Genomic DNA, 19,328 nt, shown 5'->3' with positions numbered 1-19,328 from the left:
GGTGCGCCGCCGCCGCCGGCGACGCCGGCTATCTGCACTATCACGACACCGAATGGGGCTTTCCGGTTGACGACGACCGGCGCCTGTTCGAGAAGCTGTGCCTGGAGGGCTTTCAGTCCGGCCTGTCCTGGCGCACGATTTTGAGCAAGCGCCCGGCCTTTCGCGCCGCTTTTGCAAACTTCGAGGTCAAGCGGATGGCCGAATTTGGGGCCGCTGATGTTGAGCGTTTGTTATTGGACGCCGGCATCGTGCGGCATCGCGGCAAGATCGAGGCCGTCATCAACAACGCGCAGCGCTGCCTTGAACTGGTGGCCGCGGAGGGCAGTTTGGCGCGTTATATCTGGCGTTTTGAGCCCCCGGCGCTCACGGCGCCGGTGCTAGCGACCGAGACCGAGGCGTCTCGCGCGCTCTCCACGGATTTGAAACGGCGCGGTTGGAAGTTTGTTGGCCCCACCACCATGCATGCCTTCATGCAGTCGATGGGCATGCTCAATGACCATGCCTTGGGCTGCGTCACCCGCGCCAAGGTCGCCGCAGCGCGTTTGGCGTTCCGCTCGCCAGCGCCAGCCATCAAGAAATAAGCCGCCAGGCCCGGGGCGGGCTTGGCGGCTTGAGTCAAGGCTGGCTTACTCGGGCATGCTTACTTGGGCATGATCACGCTGTCGATGACATGGATCACGCCGTTGTCGGCGACGATGTCGGTGGCGGTGACCTTGGCTTTGTCCACCATCACGCCGCCGGATGTGCTGATGGTCAGCTCGCTGCCTTGCACGGTTTTCACCTTGCCGGCCTTGACATCTTTGGCCATCACCTTGCCGGGCACGACGTGGTAAGTCAGCACGGCGGTCAGCTTGGCCTTGTCCTTCAGCAACGCGTCCAGATCGGCCTTGGGGATTTTGGCGAACGCTTCATCGGTGGGCGCAAACACGGTGAATGGGCCTTTGCCCTTGAGTGTTTCGATCAAGCCGGCCGCTTGCAGTGCGGTGGCCAAGGTGTTGAAATTGCCGGCAGCCACGGCGGTGTCGACGATGTCTTTGGCTTGAGCCGAGAGGGCGCTCAGGGCCAGGGCACCAATTGCGAAATACTTCTTCATGGGATGGTTCTTTCTTTCAGTGGTGGTGGGAGAGAGGGACGGACGGGTAAATCAGTCGGGCTGAGCAAAGTGCAGCCCACAGGATCAGTTCACGCGGTGCAACACGCCATTGCGCGCCACGCGGTCGCTGCCGCGTTGCAGGGTTTGGGCCGCAGCGCCTTCGCCCATCAAGCCCAGCGGGCTCAGGCGCAAGGTCTGCTCGCCCAGGCAGGGCAGCTGGCTGCCCCAGGGTAATTCGTCGCTGAGCCAGCGGCCCGGCACCAAGTGGCGGCTGACCAGGGCACGCAGCTCGTGCAGCGGATGGCGTTCCCGCTCGCTTGGGGCGCCGAGTTCGCAATGTGGGCAGGCCAACTCCGCCCGCCGTTCGGCGGCGGCGCCGAGCTGGGTCGCCCAGCCGCTGTTGCTGGGTGCCAGCACGGTGAACGGCCCCCCACCGCTGAGCCAGCTGCTGGCGCCGGTTTGCCGCAGCGCGTCCAAAAAGGCGCTGTGCTCGGGCTGTTGGGCCAGCAGCTCCAGCAGGCCCAGCTCGGCAGGGCGCAAGACGCGATCGATCAGGTACCCGCAGGGCGCCTGCGGGTGCTGTTGCGCGAGTTGGCCCAGCACCTGTGCTTGCCTCCCATGAGCGTCCTGCAAGCGGCCTGCGCCCCGCAAATGCACGATGCCTTGGTTGACGGTACGCAGCATGCTCGACTCGCCCGGAGCGGTCAGACTGCAGGGCATCAGAAGCACGTGGCCGAGCAGCAGCTCGCGCAGACGCGGCAGGTCTCCACAAAATTCATCCCAGCTGAGTTTGAGCTCGTGCAACAAATCAGCAAAGGCCCGGTCACTGGGTACCAGCAACTGTATGGAAGCTGGGCTACTCAGCAGACTGTTCAGACCGGCCGCGTTGACAGCCCGCCGCCATGACTGGTCTCCAAGGCCTGCCCACGCGGTGTGCAGCGCGGAACGCTGACGCCTGTGGTTGAGACTGGGTGCCAGCGCATGCCTAGACAAAACAAGCGCCGGCGCGGTTTGATGAGGATTGCGGTGAGGCACGGTGCTGATTGTTGTGGTGATCATGACGTCGTCCCATTGCTGCGTTGGGTGAGGCTGTTCTGCATTTCTTGGTTCGACTGTGAACTGAGTAGTTCAATTTGTCAACTAGTTCGTTTGTTTATGTATTTTGCGGTATCTTTTTCTACTGCCGGGTCCTGTCGTGCCCGCCCCCGTCCTACAATGTGGAATGGTAAAAATTTCGTTCCGGGAAAAGCAGCTGCAGGTGCGTGAAGACGCGATCGTGGCGTCGGTCAACCGCTTATTGGCCGAAAAAGGTTTCGACTTGATGACGGTGGACGAGGTGGTGGCCGATGTCGGCATTGCCAAAGCCAGCCTGTACAAGCACTTCAACTCCAAAGAGGCCCTGGCCGCTGCGGCCATGGTGCAGGTGCTGGAGCGTGCACTCGCCGAATTGGCGCGCTTGCGCGAACAAGACCCGGCCGCCCCGGCCTTGGCGCAACTCAAAGCGGTGGCGCGCTGGACCATGCGGGTCCAGTTGGCGGGCGAGATGCCTTCGCTGCCGGCCCAAAATTCCAGCTTGCGGGCCGCTTTGCTGGCGCACAAGGTCTATCTGGACCGTTTGATGTGCTTGTCTGACGAGCTCGGTGAGTGGATCACAGCGGCGCAGGCCGCCGGCGACTTGCGGCCCGACCTGCCGCCCGAGGTGGTGCTCTACACCTTGTTCGCGCGCGCCTGCGACCCGGTGCTGGGTTTGCTCAAGGCGGGCGGCCAATACAGTGACGAGCAAATCATTGAGATCTTGCTGCTCAGCTGTTTCGGTGGTTTGGCGGCAGCGCAACCGGCGCTCGAAAGCAAGCCGAATGCAGCGCCTGAGCCCGCGAAGAAGCGCGCGCCAGCGAGCCGGGTGCGCACCAGTCCCTAAAATCGGCCATCGTCCAATTCAACGCGCGGGCCGCGCCGGCCCCGCCACACCGCCATGAACAATAGCAAGAGCAATTTCTGTATCGCCCCCAGCCTGCTGTCCGCCGACTTTGCCCGCTTGGGCGGCGAGGTACGTGATGTGCTGGCGGCCGGCGCCGACTGGATCCACTTCGATGTGATGGACAACCATTACGTGCCGAATCTGACTTTCGGGCCGATGGTCTGTGAGGCCTTGCGCAAGCATGCCGTCAAGCCCGACGGCACGCCGGCCATGATCGATGTGCATTTGATGGTCGAGCCGGTGGATGCCCTGGCCGTCGCCTTCGCCAAGGCCGGCGCGGACATGATTACCTTCCACCCCGATGCCTCCAAACATGTGGACCGCACGCTGCAGCTGATCAAGGCCGAGGGCAAACAAGCCGGCCTGGTGTTCAACCCGGCCGAGCCGCTGGACGTGCTGGAGTGGGTGATTGACAAGGTCGACATGATTTTGATCATGAGCGTCAACCCCGGTTTTGGTGGCCAGAGTTTTTTACCCAGCGCCCTGAAGAAGCTGGAAAAAGCGCGCCGCATCATCGAGCAAAGTGGCCGTGCCATCCGCTTGGAGATTGACGGCGGCGTCAAGATCGACAACATCCGTCAGATTGCCGAGGCCGGCGCCGACACCTTTGTGGCCGGCTCGGCCATCTTCGGCCAGCCCGACTACAAGGCCGTGATTGACGCGATGCGGGTCGAGTTGGCGCGCTGAAGCGGCCCATGCCCTCGGTCCTGTTCGTCTGCACCGCCAATATCTGCCGCTCACCGATGGCCGAGGTGCTCTTGAAAGCGCGCCGCGCCGGCTTCGGCGCGGGCGCCGCTGAGGCCTTCCAGCAAGTGGCGTCGGCCGGCGCGCGCGCAGCAGCCCGCGGCGAGCCCATCGATGCACGCGCCGCGGCGGCCTTGCAGCGCGCCAATTTGGCGGTCGAAAAAAAGTGGCGCTCGCAGCGCGTGGCACCCGAGCATTTCGAGCGTTACGATTTGATTCTGGCGATGGAAGCCGACAACCTGAAGGTCTTGCGCGAGCAATCTCCGCCGGCGCTACAGTCGCGGCTGCATTTGCTGCTGGACTTTGCGCCCGGCCTGGAGGGGCAGGACGTGCCCGACCCTTACTTCGGCCCGGCGGCCGGTTTTGATCATGTGCTGACGCTGCTGGAGCGCGGCGTGGCGGGCTTGGCCCAGCAATGGCGTCAAGGGCGTTTGTAGGCCATCACAGGCTGTCCGGCTCAGGCTTTTTTCCTGTTCAGGCCTTCTTCAAGAACTCCGACTTCAGCATCAGGCTGACACCATCGATCTTGCAGTCGACGTCATGGTCACCATCGACCAGGCGTATGCCCTTGGCCTTGGCGCCTTTTTTGAGCGTGATGGAGGAGCCCTTGACCTTCAGGTCTTTGACCAGGATGACCGAGTCGCCGTCGGCCAGAATCTGGCCATTGGCATCGCGCACGACTTTCGCGCCTTCCTCGGCGGAGCTCGTGTCTGCCATGTCTCCCCACTCATGGCCGCAGTCAGGGCAGATATTCATTTCACCGTCGCGGTAGGTGTTCTCAAGTGTGCAGACAGGGCAGGCGGCAGGGGTAGACATCAGGATGACTCGTTGCGGAACAGGGCATCAAATGTAAGCGAGACAATTTACGCTGCGCAGCTCGGCCATAGCTGCCAGCAAAAGACGCGCACAAGCGCCATACTTCGGCTGGCAAAATTTCTCACCCTAACTTGGAACATCACCATGACCATGACGATGAAAATGAGTAAGCCTTGGACCTTGGCTCTGTTGACCGCTTGCGCGGCTCTGCTCGGCGCGGCGCCGGTGCATGCCGATGAGGCCTTGAAGGCCGCGATCGCCAGCCCACACCGCACCCCCGCCTTTGTGGCCCGCGACGCCGCTCGCCATCCCTATGAGACGCTGACCTTCTTCGGCATCAAGCCGACCCACACGGTGGTTGAGTTGTCACCGGGCGGTGGCTGGTATACCGAAATCCTGGCGCCTTATTTGCGTGACAAGGGCCAGCTGATTCTGGCCGGCGATGACCCAACTTCAGCGACCGCTTACTTCCAACGCAGCGCGGCGCGCATGAAGGAAAAACTGGCCGCCTTGCCGGCCGTCTATGACCGCGCCGAAGTGGCTGTGTTTGCCGCCGGCGCCGGCAAGCTGGACTATGCCAAGCCCGGCTCGGCCGATCTGGTGCTGACCTTCCGCAATGTGCACAACTGGATTGGCAATGGCGAGGAGAAAACCCAAGCGGTGTTCAAAAGCGCCTTCACGGCGCTCAAGCCCGGCGGTACTTTTGGCGTGGTCGAGCACCGCCTGCCGGCCGCAGCCAAGCAAGACGAAAAAGCCTCCAGCGGCTATGTGCATCAGGCCTATGTGATTCGCATGGCCGAGAGCGTCGGGTTCAAGTTGGTCGCCAGCTCCGAGGTCAATGCCAACCCCAAGGACAATGCCGATCATGAGGGCGGTGTGTGGTCGCTGCCGCCGAGCTTTGGGCTGAAGGACAAGGACCGCGCCCGCTTTGAGGCGATCGGCGAAAGCGATCGCATGACGCTGAAGTTCGTCAAACCTTGAGTTTGCACGGATGAGCACGCCCTTGGTCGAGCGCCGAGTTGCCTTCATCGGCGCCGGGCGTTTGGCTCAGACCCTGGCGCGGGCCTGGAGTGCCAGCGGCATCGGCGTGGTGGCGGTGGCCAGCCGCAATGGCATGGACGCCGAGCAACTGGCCGCGCAGCTGCCCGGCTGCATTGCCCTGCCGGCCGCTGAAGCGGTGGCGGCGGCCGACCTGGTGTTCTTGTCGGTGCCGGATGATGCGATCGCGACGCTGGCGGCGGCGCTGCCATGGACGGCCCGGCAATGGGTCGTGCATTGCAGCGGCGCTACCGAGTTGACGGCGCTCGCGGCGGCGGCCGCCGCCGGCGCCCAGATTGGCGGCTTTCATCCCTTGCAGATTTTCTCGGACCCGGCGCGGGCCCAACACTTGCTGGCCGGCAGCACGGTGGTGATTGAGGTCGCTGCCCAGGCGCAGGGCTTGTCCGACGAGCTTCACGCGATGGCGCGGCGCTTGCAAATGAAGCCACTGCAGCTGCCCCCCGGCAGCCGGGCCGCCTATCACGGCGCGGCCAGCTTCGCGGCCAGCTTTTTGTTGTCCATGTTGGACGAGGCTGTGCAGGTCTGGGCGCAGATCGGCTTGCCGCCCGAGGCGGCCTTGCAGGCCTTGCTGCCGCTGGCGCGGGGTACCTTGGACGCCGCCGCCACGCGCGGGTTGGCGGGCGCTTTGGCGGGCCCAATCTCGCGCGGCGATGCGGGCGTCGTCGCCGCGCACCTGCAAGCCTTCGATGCGCTGGGGGCCGCGCATGGCCAGTTTTACCGTGAGCTGGCGCGGCGGCAATTGAGCCTGGCGCGAGCCAGTGCGCGCTTGGACGAGGCGACGCTGCAAGGCCTGGGCAGGCTTCTAAAAGCAGCGCCATGAAGCTTGACCAGGCGACGCTCTTGTTGGTGGTGACCGTGGTTGGTCTGCTGATGGCGTTCTGGGTTTGTTTCATGGCCTGGGGCCAGCCGCTGAGGCATGCGCTGTGGGCCTGGGCGCTGGCGCTGCTGGCCTACACGGCAAGCCATGTGAACTTTGGGCTGCAGGCCTGGTTGCCGGAGGTGATTTTTCTGGTCGCCGGCAGCAGTTTTTTTGCGATCTCTTTGGTCTTGATGCTGCTGGCCGTGCGGCGTTTTCAGGGGGTGGCACAAGTCGGGCGTTGGCATTTGGCGCCGTTATGGCTGGTGCCCTTGCTGAGCACGCTGCTGGCCCACTACAGCACGCTGCGGGTGGTCAGCACGGCCTTGATTTTTGCGGCGCAGATCGGCTTGATCATGGCCGCCCTGTTGGACCGCAGCCAACCCCAGCATGGGCGCGGCCGCTACATCTTGGTCGGCGCATTTGGCGTCATGTGCTTGGCCTTGCTGGCGCGCGCCGGTGCGGCGGCGATCGGTCTGGTTGACACGCAAACCTGGAGCGCCAGCAGCCCCAGCTTGGCGCCGGTGTTCCTGATTTCCTTGTGTGCGGTGCTCAGCATCACCTTGGGTTTTGTCTATATGACGATGGAGCGTGCAGAGCAACGCAACTTCGAGTTGGCGATGAAGGATATGTTGACCGGCTTGGCCAACCGTCGCGCGATCAGCGATCAGTTGCAGTCGACAGTGGCGCGGGCGCAGCGCCAGGGCCAGTATCTGAGCGTGTTGATGTTGGACATCGACCATTTCAAGCGCGTCAACGACAACTACGGCCACCAAGCCGGCGACGTGGTTTTGCGTGCGGTGGCGCAGGCCTTGCAGAGCCGGCTGCGGGCGCAGGATCAGATCGGGCGTTTTGGCGGCGAGGAGTTTTTGGCGATCCTGCCGGACACCAGCCTGGACGGCGCGCAGGTGCTTGCCGAGGCCTTGCGTGCCGCGGTCGAGGCGACGCCGACGCAATGGGGCGCGCATTGCATTTCGACCACCATCAGCATCGGCGTGCGGGGCGGCGCCATCACCGGCGCCGACACCGCCGACAGCCTGGTGGCGGCGGCCGATGCGGCGCTGTACCGGGCCAAGCAAGGCGGCCGCAACCGGGTCGAGCTGAGTTCTCCGGTGGGGCCGGATTTGGCATCGGCTAGCCCACCTAACGGCGAGACATAACGCACATGTTCACGGTTTACGGTTTGAATGGGCGCATCTTCACCGGCCAGCTTGAAGGGCTGCGCCAACTCGGCGCCGTGCAGTCGGTGGCGCGGGTGCGCGCGGTCGAGGCGGTGGCGCGGCGTGGCGACGAGCAGCCGTCTGGCGTGACAGCCGGCTTGATACCCGGCGTGATCGTGGCCGGGCCGGCGCCAGACACCACCCTGGCCGCGCTCGGCGGCGCCGAGCCGCAGCCGCGCGACGCCTTGGCGGCTTATGCGCAGGCGCAAGCACTTGCCGGCCGCCCTGGGCTTGAGCGGCATGTGTTGAGCCTGGTCGAGCAGTTGATGAGCCTGGATGTGCACACGGTGCCGCTCGCGTCAACCCTGGCGCAGGGCCTGGCGATTCTGGGTCAGGCCCGGGTTGGTCAGGCGCCGGTGGTGAATGAGCAAGGGCGCTTGGTTGGCCTGCTCTTGCGGGCCGATTTGTTGCCGGGCCCCACTAACTTCGAGGATGCGCAGGCTTGGGCCGCTTGGTTGGCGCGCCCGGTGGCCGCGCTGATGTGGAGCCCGGTACCGGCGGCGCGACCGGACACGCCGATCCGCGAAGTGGCCCAGGCCTTGCTCGACCTGCGCTTGCCGGGCTTGCCGGTGGTTGATGATCGCGGCGATATGCTGGGCTTTCTATCCCGCACCGACATCTTGCGGGCCCTGACGCGCGAGGCCCCGCTGAGCTTGTGGAGTTAATTCCAATTCAAGGGATTGACGCGGTAGTAGTCACTCAACAAGCCGTAGAGTGCCGGATGCTGCTGCGCCAGATCCAGCGGCCGCTCAAAGAACAGTTCGCTGCTGACCGCGAAGAACTCGGCCGGGTCGGTGGCGCCGTAGGCGTCAATCAGCCCGGCTTCGCCTCGTGCCAGGCGCTCGCGCAAGCCATCAAATTCGTTCTGCATCACCGTAGACCAGAGCCGGTAGGCCCGTTTGCTGGCCAGTTGCGGCGCGCCATTGGCATGGCCCTTGGCTTGGTCGAGCTGGTGGGCGAATTCATGGATGACCACGTTGCGGCCATCACCCGGGTCAGCCGCACCCGCCTGCACATCGCTCCAAGACAGCAAGACCTGACCCTGTGCCCAGCTCTCGCCGGCCAACGCGCGGCGCTGCTCCATCTGCACACCGCCCGCTTGATTGACCGGCCGGTCCACCACAAAGGCCCCGGGGTAGAGCAGGATTTGCTTGAGCTTGGGGTAGTAGCCGCGCCGTGCGCCAAGCAGCGGCAAACAGGCGAGAGCTGCGATGCTGACGCGCATCTCATCGGTCACCGTCAACCCGCCGCAACCGAGGATGGGTTTCTCGGCCAGGAAGACCTGAATGTCCTGCTTCAAGCGCAGATGCAGGTCGGCCGGGAGGCGCTGCACCAAGGGCACGCGCCGGCGCAGAATGCGCCGCCAGGCTTGCGGAAACGGTTGTTCGCGCAGCTGTTGCTGGCGCCGGCGTTTCAACAGCGGGCCGCCAGCAAACCAGGCAATCAAGCCCAGGCCAAAGGCGACGGTCAGCAGCAGTGGCAGGGTGTTGATGTCCATACGGTGGCAGATGGGCGCGCCCGCGTTGATTGCAAGGGCGCCGGAATGCCTTAGGCTTGGCACCATGCATATCCCGCCGACACCCACCATCCCGCCGGCCTTGCAGGCCTGGCAAGTCATTGTGGGCGGCATCTGCGGCCTGATCCTGACCATCGGCCTGGCGCGCTTCGCCTACACACCGCTGCTGCCGCTGATGCAGGCGCAGGCGGGCTTATCCGATGTGGAAGGCGGCTGGTTGGCGTCGATCAATTACCTCGGCTATATGAGCGGCGCCTTGCTGGCCGCCTGGATCGATGACGCCCGGCTGCGCCAGCGCCTCTACAGCAGCGGCTTGGTGCTGAGCCTCATCATCACCGCGCTGATGGGCTTGAGCGAGCATTTCTGGGTCTGGGCCCTATCGCGTTACTTGGGCGGCTTGTGCGGCGCGGCCGGCATGTTGCTCGGTTCGGGCCTGGTGCTGAACTGGTTGATGCGCCATGGCCGGCGGCCCGAGCTGGGCCTGCACTTCACCGGCTTGGGGCTGGGCATTGTGGTGTCGGCGCTGGGTGCCTTTGCCATGACGGGGCTGCTGCTGAGCTGGGGCCAGCAATGGCTGGGCTTTGCGGGACTGGGTTTGCTTTTTTTGTGGCCGGCCTGGGTTTGGCGGCCACCGGTGCCGCCCGCCTTGCACGGCTCGCATGTCGCCGCCAGCACCCCCTCAAGGCGCTGGATGGGCTTGATGACGCTGATGTATTTTTGCGCCGGCTGGGGTTTTGTGATCAGCGCCACCTTCACCGTTGCCATCGTCGAGCGCCAACCTGCGCTGGCGGGCCAAGGGCCTTGGGCTTGGGCGCTGGTCGGCTTGGCCGCCACGCCGGCGGTGTTTTTGTGGGACAAATTGGCGCGCCGCTGGGGCGAACTGAAGGCCTTGTTGCTGGCTTTTGCTTTGCAGACGGTGGCGGTGCTGCTGCCGGCTTGGTCCGCCAGCTTGGGCGCCGCGTTGGTGGGGGCCTTGCTGTACGGCGCCACCTTCATCGGCATTGTCAGCCTGACCTTGGCCTTGGTGGGCCGGCGAGCCCCCAACAACCCGGGCAAGGCGATGGCCCGCCTGACCCTCAGTTACGGCTTGGCGCAGGTCTGCGCGCCGGCCTTGACCGGCGTCTTGGTGCAGGCGAGCGGCAGCTTCCGCACGGCGCTGTGGATCACGGCAGCGGTGCTGGCCGTGGGCATGGGGCTGCTGCTCCTGCTGCTGCGCGAGCGTGAGGTGCTCTAGAAATTCAGCCCGCCCGCGCTGAGGGGGGCTGGCTTGTCAGGGACTTTGCGGCGGGCTGGCAAAGCGCGCAGTCCAGCCCGGCAAGCGACGCTCCATGACGAGGACGATGGCAGCGTGGCGGGCGCGGGCGAAGTCCGCTTCGCTGAGACCCCCGGTGGGCTTTGCGGCCGGCAGTCGGCGGGCCAAAATCTTGGCCGAGGCCGCCGCGGCTAGCGCCGGGCTGACGCGCAGAGCGTAGATGTCACTGCGGTTGGCGCTATCCAGGCTGGACAGTGCCAGCACCGGCAAAAAGTCGGCGCCTTGGCTGACCAAGCCTTGATAGTCGCCCAGAAAAAGGCCGCGTGCGTCGGGCGCCTGCGCCATGTCAAAGGGGCCCCAGATCTTGGTCTCGACCCAGCTGACGCCGTCGCGCGAACTCAACAACCAGGCGCCGGCGAGCAAGCTGCCGGCATCTGCCGTGTCGGCGCGCAAATCAAAGTGGCTGATGGCAACCACGCCGTCGGCGCTCACCGCGACCGCCGGCGTAAAGGCGGCGACGCTGAGGTCACGGTTGATCGCCACGGGTGCCGTCCAGCTGAGGCCGCCATCGCTTGAGCGCGCCACCAGAATCGCATCGCGCAGACCCGCGCTGAAGCGAGCGTCCTGCCAAGTCAACCAGAGGCTGGTGCCGGGGCCAGCGGCGATGGCGGCCAGCGTCGCGCCGTCACGAATCGGCTTGCCGGTCTGCGGGTCTTTGGCGCCAACCGCCTGGCTGTCGCTGATGCGTATCGGCGCCGACCAAGTCAAGCCCTTGTCGCTGGAGCGCAGCACACCTAACCAGCTGGTTGAGCGTGTGCCGACGGTGTCGATTTGGGTGAACAGATTGACCAGGGTGCCGTCTTGCAGCACCACGATGCGGTTGCCCAAGGTTTGGCTGATGCCGCCACTCACGCTGGGGCTGTAGATGATGCGCGCCGGCTCCCAGTTGGCGCCACTGTCGATTGAGCGCGCCAGCAAAGTCGGCCCGAAATTCGTCGCCTCCAATCGGTCCCAAACGGCGTAGACATAGCGCGCATCGGTCGGGTCGGCGGTCAGCGTGTTCTTGTCGTTGAAGAGGCTCTCGCCGTCACGCAGCAGCGTGGCCGGCGTGCTCCAGCTCAGGCCGCCGTCGGTGGAGTGGCTGGCCAGCAGGGCCGAACTTGAGCCCGCTGCGAAGGCGCTGCCGGTGAAGGCCAGGGCCATTGAATACATCACGCCGCTGGGGCCGATGTCGACCCAAGGGTCACTGGCGCGCTCAAAGTCGCCGCTGCTGCCGCTGGCGGCGCCGCCGCAGCGCGAAAAGGGCAAGAGATGGCGGGTCCAGCTGACGCCGGCATCGTTGGAGACGGCGGTCACCAGCGCGCGCGCGCCTCCGTTGCTCCAGCGGTCTTGCTGCCAGGCGCTGATCAGCACACCGGGCTTGCCGGGTTGGACGGCGGCAAAGGGCTCGACTTCGGCATTGACATACAAACTGCCGCCGCTGCTGCTGCCACTGCTGCTGCCGCCGGTGCAGCCCGCCGCGACCGGGCTGTCGGCGCTGATGCGATTGCTGGGCAACATAGGAGTGGGCACAGGCACAGGCACACTGGCATCGCCGCCGCCGCCGCCGCCGCCGCCACCACCACCACCACCACCACCGCAGCTACTCAGGCCGGCGCTGGCGAGCGCCCAAGCCGCCGCGACGATCCACCACTCTTTTCGCAGACTCATGGCTTCTCCCTTCGGCATTGAGCGCCCTTGAGCGCAGGGTTCACATGGTTTCGTTCGGCTTGGTGACCGCAGGCGCGCGTTCCTGCGCGGCCTTCTTCTTGCGTGTGGCGGTCTTGTCCTTGCGTGTCGCTTCGGCCGCGTCGGCGGCGGCCGCCCAAAGCTTGAACTCGGCCGGCGTCTCCAGCGTGATGCGGCCGAGTATCGATTGGCGGAATTCGTAGATCAGCACTTCGGCGGCTTTTTGCAGATTGACCCGCCCGCCGCTGAGCATGGCGCCGCGCTTGCGGCCGATCGCGGTCAGCAGCGCCTCGTCGCTCAAGTCCGCCACGCCCTCCAGCTTGTAGCGCTCTTCGACTTGGCCGGCGTAGTGCAGGCGCAGCCGCGCCAGCAGTTCCAGCGCGACCTCTTCTTCTTCATAGGCATTGCGGCCGATCGCGCCGCTGGCGGCCAGGTTGTAGCCGCTTTCCTCAATCGAGATGCGCGGCCACAGCATGCCGGGCGTGTCGAACAGATAAAAGTCGTTCTCCAGCACGATCTTTTGTTCGATCTTGGTGATGCCGGGCTCATCCCCGGTCTTGGCTGTGCGCTTGGTCGTGAGGGTGTTGATCAGCGTGGACTTGCCGACATTGGGGATGCCGCAAATCAACACCCGCACCGGTTTGACCATGCCGCCACGCAGCGGCGCCAGCTCGCGACAGGCCTTGATCAGCGCCTGGGCCGGTGCCTTGATCGAGGCATCGAGGCCGATCGCGCGGGTGTCGGGCAGGGCGTTGTAATGCGCCAGCCAGAGTGCGGTGCGCTCGGGGTCGGCCAGGTCTTGCTTGTTGAGCAGCTTGAGCGTCGGCTTGCCCTCGGTCAGCTTGGCCAGCAGCGGGTTGGCGCTGGAGCCGGGCAGGCGTGCGTCGAGCAGCTCAATCACCACGTCGAGGCCGGCTTTCATGCGGTCATTGATCGCATTGCGGGTCGAATTCATGTGCCCGGGGAACCAGTGGATGGCCATTTTTATTGTTTCTTTCTTGTGCAAGTGGCGTTCTCAGGGCCTGATTGTCGCGTGTCAGGGGCCAGCCACCACGGCTTACCTTTGCTTGCATCCTCTGCGCGGCGGCGATGCAAGATCAGAGCGGGTCATAAAAACGAGGCGAGCCACACGGCTCAGCACGGCTGTCTGCGGCCTCGATGGGGCACCAGACATTCCAGTCGATTGAGGTTCACCATGCGTTTCGAAGGCATATTGACGGTCTGGCACATTGACCGGGGCTATGGCTCGGTGATGCCCGATCAAGGCGGCCAAGAACTGTTTATCCATGTCTCGGCCTTCCCCGCCGAGGGGCCGCAGCCGCTTGCGGGTGAGCACATCAGCTTCGAAATTGTTACCGGACGCAACCAGCAAAAGCAGGCGGTGCGGGCGCTGCGTCTGAAAACCGGCCCGGCTTTGGCGGCGGCCAAGGCGCCGGGGCGCGTGCATGGCCGCCGCTCGGCGCTCAAAGCGCAGCGCCCGGTCTTGGCCTATGTCCTGGTGGGTGTGGCGGTCGCCGCGGGGCTGGCGAGCTGGCTGTGGTGCAACCCCGGCGCTGCTCCGCGCATGGCCCGGCTGGCGAGCACGCACGCAGACTTTTTTCAGTCGGTGTGTTTGCCCCAGGGCAGCGAGGCCGCCTTGCGATCCGCGCCCTTGCGATCCACGCCCTTGCGGGTGCGCAGCACCGCATCAAAGGCCTGACTGGCGCCGTTGAGGACGCTGGTCAGCAGCCTGAGCGCATCGGTATCCGGCCTGAACTGCTTGATGGCCAGCGCCTGCATCGCGTGCGGCAGCGCCGGGTGGGTGACCACACCGCTTGCATCGCATTGAATTGAGCGGGGAAGCGGCCGCCTGGGCTGCTAGGTCCAGGACTTGAGCGCCTGGGCATCAATCTTCGTTATTGAATACCAGCTTGACTTCGTGCGACTGCTTCTCGCCGCTGGCCTCAAAGCGCCAGTCCATCAAGGCACGGATCACCGCCTTGTCGAAGACCTTGCGCGGCTGCGCCTCGACGATGTCGACGCCGGTGACGGCGCCGTCGGCGTCGATCAACATCTTGGCCTTGACCACGCCGCTGGAGACCGAGGCCTTGGCCGCTTCGGCGGGGAACTCAGGCGGCACTTTCTTCATGATCTTGGGGGCGGCGGCTTGGGCGCCGAAGGCCAGGGCCAGGGCGGTGCAGAAGATGGCGGCGGCGCGTGTCGGGGCGGTGGTGGTGATCTTCATGGGCTTGTTTCCAGTAAAAAAAGTGAGAGGAAGAAAAAGGGAGCTGAGGTGTTGGGTGCTCAGGCAGCCGCTTCGGCCGCGCGAAAAAAGCCCACCGCGTCGAGCAGGCGGGACGAGCTGGTCTTGAGCGCATCGGTGGAGCGGCCCAGGTCGTCCACCAGGGTGGTGTTTTGCTGGGTGGCGCGGTCCAGCTCATTCATGGCGTTATTGACCACGCCGACGCCGGCCGCTTGTTCTTGCGCCGAATGCGAGATTTCCTCGATCAGCTGGCCCATATTGTTGACTTCGTCAACCACGCTGCGGATGGTGATGCCGGCGTTGTTGACCAGGGCGGTGCCGTTCTCGACCTTGACCGAGGACTCCTGAATCAAGACCTTGATTTCCTTGGCCGCGGCGGCCGAGCGCGAAGCCAGCGCGCGCACTTCCGACGCCACTACCGCGAAACCGCGGCCATGCTCGCCAGCACGGGCCGCTTCCACCGCCGCATTCAGCGCCAGGATATTGGTTTGAAAAGCGATGCCGTCGATGACGCCGATGATGTCGCCGATCTTCTTCGAGCTGGCGCTGATGTCTTCCATCGTCGCGACCACTTTGGAGACGACGGCCCCGCCGGCCGTGGCTGATTGGCGGGCCTTGCTGGCGATGCCGGCGGCGCGTCGGGTCAGGTCGCTGGCGCCGTTCAAATTGGCGGCAATCTGTTCCACCGAGGCGGCGGTGTCTTGCAGGCTGGCGGCGGAGCGGGCGGTGCGATCGGATAAATTGACATTGCTGTCGGCGATGGCAGAGGAGTTCTGCACCACCTCGCCGGCGGCTTCGCTGACGCTGTTGACCACGCCTGACAAGGCCTTTTGCATCGCTTGCATGGCGCGCAACATCTGCGCCAATTCGTCGTCGCCCTCGGCGTGGATGGCCTGGGTCAGGTCACCGGCGGCAATGGCCTCGGCTGCTGCCTGCGCTTGCTGCGCCGGCAGCACGATGGAGCGGGCGATCACAAAGCCGCCACCGACGCCGATCACCGCCGCCACCAGCACCAGCACGCCGGTCAGCAAGACCGACGAACGGGCCAGCTCGCCGCCGCTAACGGCCAGGTTACGCGCAGTGTCGAACTGCAGATCGACCAGCCCCTTGAGGCCGTCTTGATAGCTTTGCTGGGCCGGCCGCACATCGGTGATCAGGCTCTCGCGGGCTTCGTCCGGGCTGCCGTCTTTCTGGATGCCCTCGAACTTGGCCACCGCCGCGATGAACTTGGCCTGCGCGGCGCGCACCTGTTCGATCAAGGCCTTTTCTTTGGCCCCGTCGAGCGTCGCTTCCAAGGCGCTCAGCTGCTTTTCGCTTTCCTGCAGGGCGGCGGCGATGGCGGTTTTTTGTTTTTTGATCTGGCGCGCTTCGTCGAGCAGCAGCAGGTCACGGGCGGCGCGTGCCACCACGTTGACCTGATCTTCCAGCCCATTGGCCGAGGCGATCTTGACCAAGCTGATGTTGGCGGTGTGATCCAAATCCTGGGCCAGGTGGCTGGCTGTGCTGGCGCCGTAGCTGCCGATGGCGATCAGCAGCAAGATCAGCAAACCGTAGCTGACCGCCAGGCGCTGGTTGATGCGTAGTTTTGTCAGTAGATTCATTTATCGGGACCCTCGGAAACGATTGGTTATTTTTTGGTGTCTTCGGCACTTTTTGCGTTTACGGTCAGGCTTGATCAGGACTCAAGGCCTTGCCGCTCGCCGCTCGCTGATTGGTTGAAACTTGCCGTACCTCAGGCCCGGCAACTTCAGTCAGGCTGAGGGCTGCCGGCGGCAACAAACGTTGCAGCGGCAGTGTCCGAGGCTTTGCCAGTTTTGCGTCTAAACCCGCTGGCCACAAGCGTGACAAAGTAGCGTCTTGGCGCGGGGAAAACCCCCGCATGGGGGCTTGCGGTGGGCGGGGATTGGCTGCGCGCAGCGACGCTTCAGTTGACGCGCCGCGGCTTCAATTGCAGAACATCAAGCGGCCGCACATCGGCGGCCTGGTTGCCCCAGGCATTGCGCACAAAGCTGGCCAAGGCGGCCTGCTCGGTGTCGCTCAAGACGCCGGCAAAGGGCGGCATGCCGTAGGGGCGTGGATTGCCGGCGGTGGCGGGTGCAAAGCCGCCGCGCTGGATGATGCGCAAGAGGTTGGCCGGGTTTTGCATTTGCACGCTGCGGCTGCCGGCCAACGCGGGGTAGGCGCTGGCCACGCCTTCGCCGTGCTCGCCGTGGCAGCGAGCGCAGTGGTCGGCATACAGCGTGCGGCCGAGTTCGCGCAAGCCCGGCTCGGGCCGCTTAGGTTGCGCGGCCGGCACGGCAAATTGCGGCAGGCTTTGCAGATAGGCCGCCATCGCCGCCAAATCGGCGTCGCTCAGATGCTGGGTGCTGCCCAGAATCACCTCGCTCATCGGCCCCAAGGCCGTGGCCTCGGGGCTGCTGCCGGTCTTCAGCCATTGACGCAGCGCTTGCGGGCTCCAGGCGGCCACGCTGGCTTCGGCCGGGTCATGCAGGGACGGCGCATACCAGGCCAAGGCCTCCAGCATGCCGCCCGCAAACTCCTCACCCGCCAGCACGGCGCCGAGGCCGTTGCGCGTGCCGTGGCAGGCGCTGCAATGGCCCAGGCCTTGGCTCAGGTAGGCACCGCGGTTCCATTCGGCGCTGCGGCCGGGCTCGTTTTGGTAGACGGCCGGGCGAAAGTACAGCGCCCGCCACAGCGCCATGGCGGCTTGGGTGTTGTAGGGCCAGCGCAGCGCATGCGCTGGCCTGGGCTGGCTGACGGCCGGCAGGCTTTGCAAATAGGCAAACAGCGCGTCGGCGTCGTCCCGGGTCAGCAAGGCGTAGTTGGTATAGGGAAAGGCGGGGGTCAGCAGGCGGCCGTCCTTGCTGCGGCCATTGTGCAGGGCGGCCCAGAAATCGGATTCGCTCCACTGGCCCAGCCCGGTCGCCGCGTCGGGCGTCAAATTGGGCGCGTAGACATCGCCAAACGGTGTCGTGATCGCCCCTCCACCGGCATAGGGCGCACCGCCGCGCTGGGTGTGGCAGCCCATGCAATTGCCGACGAGGGACAAATACTCGCCGCGTGCCAGCAAAGCGGGTGTGGCCAGCGCCGCAGGCTTGGGCGGGGCGGCCTCATCCAGATGGTTGAGCCCATACAGCGCGCCGCCCGCCAACAGCAGCAACAACAACAACAAGGCGCCCAGCGCGGCAACCGCCAGCCGAGCCTTCATTGCAGGCCTCCACAGTCAAGCGGCAAACTTGCCGGCAGCTTATTCGCCGGCTTAGCGCCCGGGGGCAGGTCTTGCCCGGCCAGCCAATGCGAGATGGCGTTGATTTCTTCCGGCCGCAGCGCCTTGGCGATCTGTGCCATGCAGTCGGGCGCCACCGCATGGCGCTGGCCGCTGCGCCAGGCCCCTAACTGGCCATTCAGATAGTCGCGTGGCAGGCCCAGCAGACCGGGGATGAAGGGTTGCACGCCCGTCAGTGCCTGGCCGTGGCATTGCACGCAGGCCGGCAGTTTGCGGCCCGCATCACCATTGAAAATCAGGCGCTTGCCCATGGCCAAGGCCGCGGCGTCCAGGCCCGGTTTTTGCGCCGGCGGGTAGGGCAGGCTTAAGCCCGCGAAGTAGCCGGCCAGCTCATGCAGATAGGCGTCGCTCAAGGGGTCGATCAAATCGCTCATCAAGCCGTAATGGCGCCGCCCGTCGCGAAAATTCAGCAATTGCTTGTACAGATAGCCCTGCGGTTTGCCGGCCAGGCGCGGGTAATAGCCGTCTGCCGCCGCGCGGCCTTCGCGCCCGTGGCATAACGTGCAGGCCTGCGCCCGCTGGGCAATCGAGTCCTCGAACTTGGCCTCGAACTTGGCAGGCTGGGCCTGGCTGAGTGGCGCCAATAACAAGGCCCCCAAGGCCCCCAAGGTCGCCATGGCCGCGATGGCGCAGATGAGTTTTGCGCTCATGCGTAGTGGCGCGCGCCAAAAATCGCCGAGCCGACGCGAACCAGCGTCGCGCCCTCCGCAACCGCCGCTTCCAGATCGGCGCTCATGCCCATAGACAGGCTGTCCATCTGCAGACCGAGCTGCTGATTCAGCTGCGCCAGCAAAGCGGCCAGGGCGCGGTGCGGCTGCCGCTGAGACTCGAAGTCAGCGGCCGGCTCCGGGATCGCCATCAGGCCACGCAAGCGCAGATGAGGCAGCTTGCTAACGGCCAGGGCCAACGCCGCTACTTCGGTCGGCAGCACGCCACTTTTGCTGGCCTCGCCGCTGATATTGACTTGTAAACAGATATTCAGCGGCGGCAGCTCGGCGGGCCGCTGCTCGGCCAGGCGCTGCGCGGTCTTGAGGCGGTCCACGCTGTGTACCCAGTCGAAGTTCTCGGCCACCGAGCGGGTCTTGTTGCTTTGCAAAGGGCCGATCAAATGCCACTCCAGCTGCTGGCCAAACGTGTTCATGGCACTCAGCTCAGCGATTTTGTCCAGACCCTCTTGCACATAGTTCTCGCCGAAGCGGCGCTCGCCGGCCTCAAACGCTGCCTGCACGGCGCTGGCCGGAAAAGTCTTGCTCACCACCAACAACGTGACGCTTTGCACGGGCCGGCCGGCTTGGGTGCAGGCCCGGGCTATGCGCTCGTGCTGTTCCTGTATGTTCTTTGCGATCGTCGCCATAATGGCCCTCAGCTCATCTGCCCCGTACCTATGGACATCACTCAACTACTGGCATTCTCGGTCAAGAACAAGGCCTCCGACCTGCACCTGTCGGCCGGCCTGCCGCCGATGATCCGGGTCAACGGTGATGTGCGACGCATCAATGTCGAGGCGCTCGGGCACAAAGATGTGCACGATATGGTCT

Annotated in this window: 21 protein-coding genes and 1 pseudogene; 11 read left to right on the top strand and 11 right to left on the bottom strand. The window is 65.1% G+C overall.

Annotated elements, in window-relative coordinates; all coding sequences use genetic code 11:
- Positions 1-32: 32 nt before the first annotated feature.
- Complete coding sequence (locus tag RMO57_RS06675) at positions 33-581, top strand: DNA-3-methyladenine glycosylase I (RefSeq protein ID WP_310385291.1); 549 nt, start codon at positions 33-35, stop codon at positions 579-581.
- Between the two features lie 59 nt (positions 582-640).
- Here RMO57_RS06675 and RMO57_RS06670 read toward each other — a convergent pair whose 3' ends face one another.
- Both RMO57_RS06670 and RMO57_RS06665 read right to left on the bottom strand, forming a co-directional pair.
- A complete protein-coding gene (locus RMO57_RS06670; RefSeq protein WP_310385290.1) occupies positions 641-1,093 on the bottom strand; it encodes a fasciclin domain-containing protein in 453 nt (150 codons plus the stop codon).
- An 84-nt stretch (positions 1,094-1,177) separates the two neighbouring features.
- Positions 1,178-2,152 (bottom strand): fasciclin domain-containing protein, encoded by a 975-nt coding sequence (locus RMO57_RS06665; protein WP_414896384.1) that lies wholly within the window; start codon positions 2,150-2,152, stop codon positions 1,178-1,180.
- A 163-nt stretch (positions 2,153-2,315) separates the two neighbouring features.
- Between RMO57_RS06665 and RMO57_RS06660 the strand changes: the two genes are divergently transcribed.
- Genes RMO57_RS06660 through RMO57_RS06650 form a run of 3 tightly spaced genes read left to right on the top strand, consistent with a single transcriptional unit; the run spans position 2,316 to position 4,252 of the window.
- Entirely contained in the window at positions 2,316-3,011 is a 696-nt protein-coding gene (locus RMO57_RS06660; protein WP_310385288.1) for a TetR/AcrR family transcriptional regulator, read from the top strand.
- A gap of 54 nt (positions 3,012-3,065) precedes the next feature.
- Positions 3,066-3,758 carry a ribulose-phosphate 3-epimerase gene (gene rpe, locus RMO57_RS06655; RefSeq protein ID WP_310385287.1) on the top strand — a complete coding sequence of 231 codons (693 nt, stop codon included), beginning with the start codon at positions 3,066-3,068 and terminating at the stop codon, positions 3,756-3,758.
- Positions 3,759-3,766: 8 nt separating this feature from the next.
- The gene (locus RMO57_RS06650; protein ID WP_310385286.1) at positions 3,767-4,252 is read left to right on the top strand and encodes a low molecular weight phosphotyrosine protein phosphatase; all 486 of its coding nucleotides are present in this window, start codon (positions 3,767-3,769) and stop codon (positions 4,250-4,252) included.
- 37 nt (positions 4,253-4,289) lie between these two features.
- Here the strand turns inward: RMO57_RS06650 and RMO57_RS06645 are convergent, their stop codons facing one another.
- A complete protein-coding gene (locus RMO57_RS06645) occupies positions 4,290-4,631 on the bottom strand; it encodes a zinc ribbon domain-containing protein YjdM (RefSeq protein WP_310385285.1) in 342 nt (113 codons plus the stop codon).
- A 162-nt stretch (positions 4,632-4,793) separates the two neighbouring features.
- Between RMO57_RS06645 and RMO57_RS06640 the strand changes: the two genes are divergently transcribed.
- Genes RMO57_RS06640 through RMO57_RS06625 form a run of 4 tightly spaced genes read left to right on the top strand, consistent with a single transcriptional unit; the run spans position 4,794 to position 8,431 of the window.
- On the top strand, positions 4,794-5,612 hold the full coding sequence (locus tag RMO57_RS06640) for a methyltransferase (protein WP_310385284.1): 819 nt from the start codon (positions 4,794-4,796) through the stop codon (positions 5,610-5,612).
- A gap of 10 nt (positions 5,613-5,622) precedes the next feature.
- Positions 5,623-6,510 carry a Rossmann-like and DUF2520 domain-containing protein gene (locus tag RMO57_RS06635; RefSeq protein WP_310385283.1) on the top strand — a complete coding sequence of 296 codons (888 nt, stop codon included), beginning with the start codon at positions 5,623-5,625 and terminating at the stop codon, positions 6,508-6,510.
- Positions 6,507-7,706, top strand: a complete 1,200-nt coding sequence (locus RMO57_RS06630; RefSeq protein WP_310385282.1) for a GGDEF domain-containing protein — start codon at positions 6,507-6,509, stop codon at positions 7,704-7,706. The genes RMO57_RS06635 and RMO57_RS06630 overlap by 4 nt, the downstream gene beginning before the upstream one ends.
- A gap of 5 nt (positions 7,707-7,711) precedes the next feature.
- The gene (locus tag RMO57_RS06625) at positions 7,712-8,431 is read left to right on the top strand and encodes a CBS domain-containing protein (protein ID WP_310385281.1); all 720 of its coding nucleotides are present in this window, start codon (positions 7,712-7,714) and stop codon (positions 8,429-8,431) included.
- Here RMO57_RS06625 and RMO57_RS06620 read toward each other — a convergent pair.
- Positions 8,428-9,264: a zinc-dependent peptidase gene (locus RMO57_RS06620; protein WP_310385280.1), complete on the bottom strand. Its 837-nt coding sequence runs from the start codon at positions 9,262-9,264 to the stop codon at positions 8,428-8,430. The genes RMO57_RS06625 and RMO57_RS06620 overlap by 4 nt on opposite strands.
- Before the next feature lie 64 nt (positions 9,265-9,328).
- Between RMO57_RS06620 and RMO57_RS06615 the strand changes: the two genes are divergently transcribed.
- Positions 9,329-10,516 carry a YbfB/YjiJ family MFS transporter gene (locus RMO57_RS06615; RefSeq protein WP_310385279.1) on the top strand — a complete coding sequence of 396 codons (1,188 nt, stop codon included), beginning with the start codon at positions 9,329-9,331 and terminating at the stop codon, positions 10,514-10,516.
- Between the two features lie 36 nt (positions 10,517-10,552).
- Here the strand turns inward: RMO57_RS06615 and RMO57_RS06610 are convergent, their stop codons facing one another.
- Together RMO57_RS06610 and ylqF are read right to left on the bottom strand one after the other, a co-directional pair.
- The gene (locus tag RMO57_RS06610) at positions 10,553-12,244 is read right to left on the bottom strand and encodes a sialidase family protein (protein ID WP_310385278.1); all 1,692 of its coding nucleotides are present in this window, start codon (positions 12,242-12,244) and stop codon (positions 10,553-10,555) included.
- 40 nt (positions 12,245-12,284) lie between these two features.
- Entirely contained in the window at positions 12,285-13,244 is a 960-nt protein-coding gene (gene ylqF / locus RMO57_RS06605) for a ribosome biogenesis GTPase YlqF (RefSeq protein WP_310385277.1), read from the bottom strand.
- Between the two features lie 213 nt (positions 13,245-13,457).
- On the opposite strand from ylqF, the gene RMO57_RS06600 reads away from it, so the two are divergent.
- Complete coding sequence (locus tag RMO57_RS06600) at positions 13,458-13,961, top strand: cold-shock protein (protein WP_310385276.1); 504 nt, start codon at positions 13,458-13,460, stop codon at positions 13,959-13,961.
- 186 nt (positions 13,962-14,147) lie between these two features.
- Here RMO57_RS06600 and RMO57_RS06595 read toward each other — a convergent pair whose 3' ends face one another.
- From RMO57_RS06595 to RMO57_RS06575, 5 genes are all read right to left on the bottom strand, one after another.
- Complete coding sequence (locus tag RMO57_RS06595) at positions 14,148-14,486, bottom strand: energy transducer TonB (protein WP_310385275.1); 339 nt, start codon at positions 14,484-14,486, stop codon at positions 14,148-14,150.
- 59 nt (positions 14,487-14,545) lie between these two features.
- On the bottom strand, positions 14,546-16,105 hold the full coding sequence (locus tag RMO57_RS06590; protein ID WP_310385274.1) for a methyl-accepting chemotaxis protein: 1,560 nt from the start codon (positions 16,103-16,105) through the stop codon (positions 14,546-14,548).
- A gap of 323 nt (positions 16,106-16,428) precedes the next feature.
- The gene (locus RMO57_RS06585; protein ID WP_310385273.1) at positions 16,429-17,712 is read right to left on the bottom strand and encodes a cytochrome c; all 1,284 of its coding nucleotides are present in this window, start codon (positions 17,710-17,712) and stop codon (positions 16,429-16,431) included.
- A complete protein-coding gene (locus RMO57_RS06580) occupies positions 17,709-18,440 on the bottom strand; it encodes a cytochrome c4 (RefSeq protein ID WP_310385272.1) in 732 nt (243 codons plus the stop codon). Before RMO57_RS06580 ends, RMO57_RS06585 begins: the two co-directional genes overlap by 4 nt.
- Positions 18,437-19,144, bottom strand: a complete 708-nt coding sequence (locus RMO57_RS06575) for a YggS family pyridoxal phosphate-dependent enzyme (protein WP_310385271.1) — start codon at positions 19,142-19,144, stop codon at positions 18,437-18,439. Before RMO57_RS06575 ends, RMO57_RS06580 begins: the two co-directional genes overlap by 4 nt.
- 30 nt (positions 19,145-19,174) lie before the next feature.
- Between RMO57_RS06575 and RMO57_RS06570 the strand changes: the two are divergent.
- Positions 19,175-19,328, top strand: a pseudogene (locus tag RMO57_RS06570) (twitching motility protein PilT); the annotation flags it as partial.

The organism is Roseateles sp., assembly GCF_031397715.1.
Taxonomy (GTDB): Bacteria; Pseudomonadota; Gammaproteobacteria; order Burkholderiales; family Burkholderiaceae_C; genus Paucibacter_A.
Note: the sequence above shows the minus strand (reverse complement) of the source record. Positions and strands in the feature narration are given on the sequence as shown.